Raw genomic sequence first — 2,317 nt, 5'->3', positions numbered from 1 at the left:
CGGGCAGGGATTGGAAGCGTTAAACCCTTCCGCCCTGAATAATGATAACTTTAATTGTGGATGGAATAGATGATTAAATTAAAAATGGTATTATCTGGCACAATTTTTTTTGTTGTTCTGACAAATCAAGTTTTTGCTCAAACGAAATATAATTCAATATTATCTTTGCCTATGGCACTACCAGACGAAAAAACAATAAACATTTCTAATTTACCTAAAATATCTGAATGGTATCAGTCATGTAAAAGATCTGAGGATATTAAAAACAAGAGTGACTGGGGGTTTTGTAGCGCTTATCTGTACGCCGTAATGCAGCATCATTATGATACCTCACTAAAAAAGTGTCCTAATATATCAGTACAAGAAGTTCTAAATGCAGTTGACAAAGAGGCGTTAGAATATCAAGAAATGTATTCAAAGCCAGCAAAAGGAAGAGACGGTAAATTAATTGAAGGTGCAAGAACTTATCAACCAAACACTATTTACGAATGGAATCGACCTGCATTTTCGGTGTTATCTTCTGTTTTGGAAAAGGAATGCATATTGTGATTATTTGGTCTATCCGTAATAAACCTGAATTATGTTAACTCTGGGAGTGCCTGTATTTTAAGGCAGGCACATAGCTTGACGCATCAATCAATCTATAATAGAGAGTTATTGATATAATTATTCTTCTATTTTTTGTTGTCGTTCAATCACTGTTGTAAATGCAATTCGATCTCCATTAAAAACAAAATTTGGGTTAATGAAGTAGCGGCCTTGCCTCATTGTTTTTGCAACAATCTGCGCTTTCTCCAACTCGTTAATACCCCGTTTGAATGTTGCAAGGCTTAAGCGTAGTGGTTGTTTGTTTGTAGATCCCTGGGTTTCAAGAAAGTCTTCTAAAACAAAACTATCCAAATCAACTTCGTCTTTTGAAAGCGCCTTGTTCTGAACAGCCCAAAGCAAAACTCCAAACGCTTTAATCCCCGCAGATGATAGCTCAAAGGTCAAACCGATATTTGCTGTGAAGAGTTTCACAAACTGTTCACCATCAACTCGCTTGAAAGTCGCTACATGAGTGCCTTGGATCTCCCCCGTTGATTGGTTTACTAGGATGTTTTCATCACGACCAAGACGCGAAAGTCTAACTTGCTTCCCCTTGACTGGAACAATCATATCTTCTAAAAATGGGTTTATTTTGTAGCGAGAGAAGCTCATTTTAACCACCTTAAATGATCGACAGGATTCGATTTTAGATAGACGGTAGCTCAAAAATCAAGTTTTTTTTGAGCTACCGTAGTACTAGGGTTGAGCTACCGTAGTACAGATCCTGAAAATACGATCCCCATTTCATGCGGGCTGAGAGTGATCTCCTTCTTAGTTCTTAACGAAAAAAATTAATCAGGCGGTTTTCTGTCAGTCTAGAGCGTACGGATTTCTATGTCCGGGGAGTGGAAATTCCGCTTCCTCGAACGGACAGACTCGCGGCGATGCCGCTCCCTAATCCGTTCTTGCGGCGAGCGGTTCCTGCTCTTTCAAAAACGATATTCATTGCCTGATTTCGTCAGGGGCGAGCGAAGCGAGTGCCATTTACCCTTGACGACTCACCGGATAAAACAGGCTTGGCAGTGGTGGGGGGTGGCGCGGAGCGACGCCTTCCACCTGCCAGACCGCTGTTGAACTTGACCTTTAGGCAGCTTGCTGCCCGAACGATTTTGCAAAGCAAAGTCTAGTGAGTACACTATCATCCTGATAGTGGCCCGCCGGAGGCATCGCAATGCGATCCCCCGTCTGGCCGGATGGACGCCGGAACGAGGGGGGGAAGCATGGCGAACTACGCGATAATGCGCTGTAAAAAGCTGACGGGAATGGGCAGTGTGGCCAGCGCGTTGCAGCACTGCTACAGGGAGCGTGAGACGCCGAATGCTAACGCTGAACGGACACCAGAAAACTACTGCTCTGTATCCGAATCAACGGATCAGGCAATGGGGCGTGTCCGGGAGCTGCTGCCTGAAAAACGCCGTAAAGATGCTGTACTGGCCGTTGAATACGTTATGACTGCAAGCCCTGAGTGGTGGAAAGAAGCGACACCGCAGCAACAGGCGGAGTTTTTCGCCCGCTCTGAGCAATGGCTGGAGAAGAAATACGGGAAGGATCGTGTTGTGGCGGCGGTGGTTCACCGGGACGAGGCCACCCCCCACTTGTCAGCGTTCGTGGTGCCATTGACGCAGGATGGACGGCTGTCCGCGAAAGAGTTTATTGGCGGGCGGTCAAAGATGCGTGAAGATCAGAGCACCTACGCTGAATCAGTAAAAAAACTGGGTCTTGAGCGCGG

General features: G+C 45.1%; 3 protein-coding genes. 2 read left to right on the top strand and 1 reads right to left on the bottom strand.

Annotated features, from left to right (window positions below; all coding sequences use genetic code 11):
- Positions 1-69 precede the first annotated feature (69 nt).
- Positions 70-549 (top strand): Rap1a family protein, encoded by a 480-nt coding sequence (locus D2U88_RS00030; RefSeq protein WP_119638270.1) that lies wholly within the window; start codon positions 70-72, stop codon positions 547-549.
- Positions 550-666: 117 nt separating this feature from the next.
- Here the strand turns inward: D2U88_RS00030 and D2U88_RS00025 are convergent, their stop codons facing one another.
- Positions 667-1,200, bottom strand: coding sequence for a replication/maintenance protein RepL (locus D2U88_RS00025; protein ID WP_119638269.1), 534 nt, complete (start codon positions 1,198-1,200; stop codon positions 667-669).
- A 626-nt stretch (positions 1,201-1,826) separates the two neighbouring features.
- On the opposite strand from D2U88_RS00025, the gene mobV reads away from it, so the two are divergent.
- A partial coding sequence (mobV, locus tag D2U88_RS00020) for a MobV family relaxase (RefSeq protein ID WP_235855685.1) occupies positions 1,827-2,317 on the top strand: 491 nt, incomplete at its 3' end.

The sequence above is a fragment of the Flagellimonas aequoris genome (genome assembly GCF_003584165.1).
GTDB lineage: Bacteria > Bacteroidota > Bacteroidia > Flavobacteriales > Flavobacteriaceae > Flagellimonas > Flagellimonas aequoris.
The sequence above is the reverse complement of the archived record's forward strand: the minus strand, read 5'-3'. Positions and strand labels throughout refer to the sequence as shown.

What these genes read in the sequence shown, in the direction of transcription:
- D2U88_RS00030 (WP_119638270.1), top strand. Translation starts at nt 70, where the DNA reads ATGATTAAATTAAAAATGGTATTATCTGGCACAATTTTTTTTGTTGTT.
- D2U88_RS00025 (WP_119638269.1), bottom strand. Translation starts at nt 1,200, where the DNA reads ATGAGCTTCTCTCGCTACAAAATAAACCCATTTTTAGAAGATATGATT.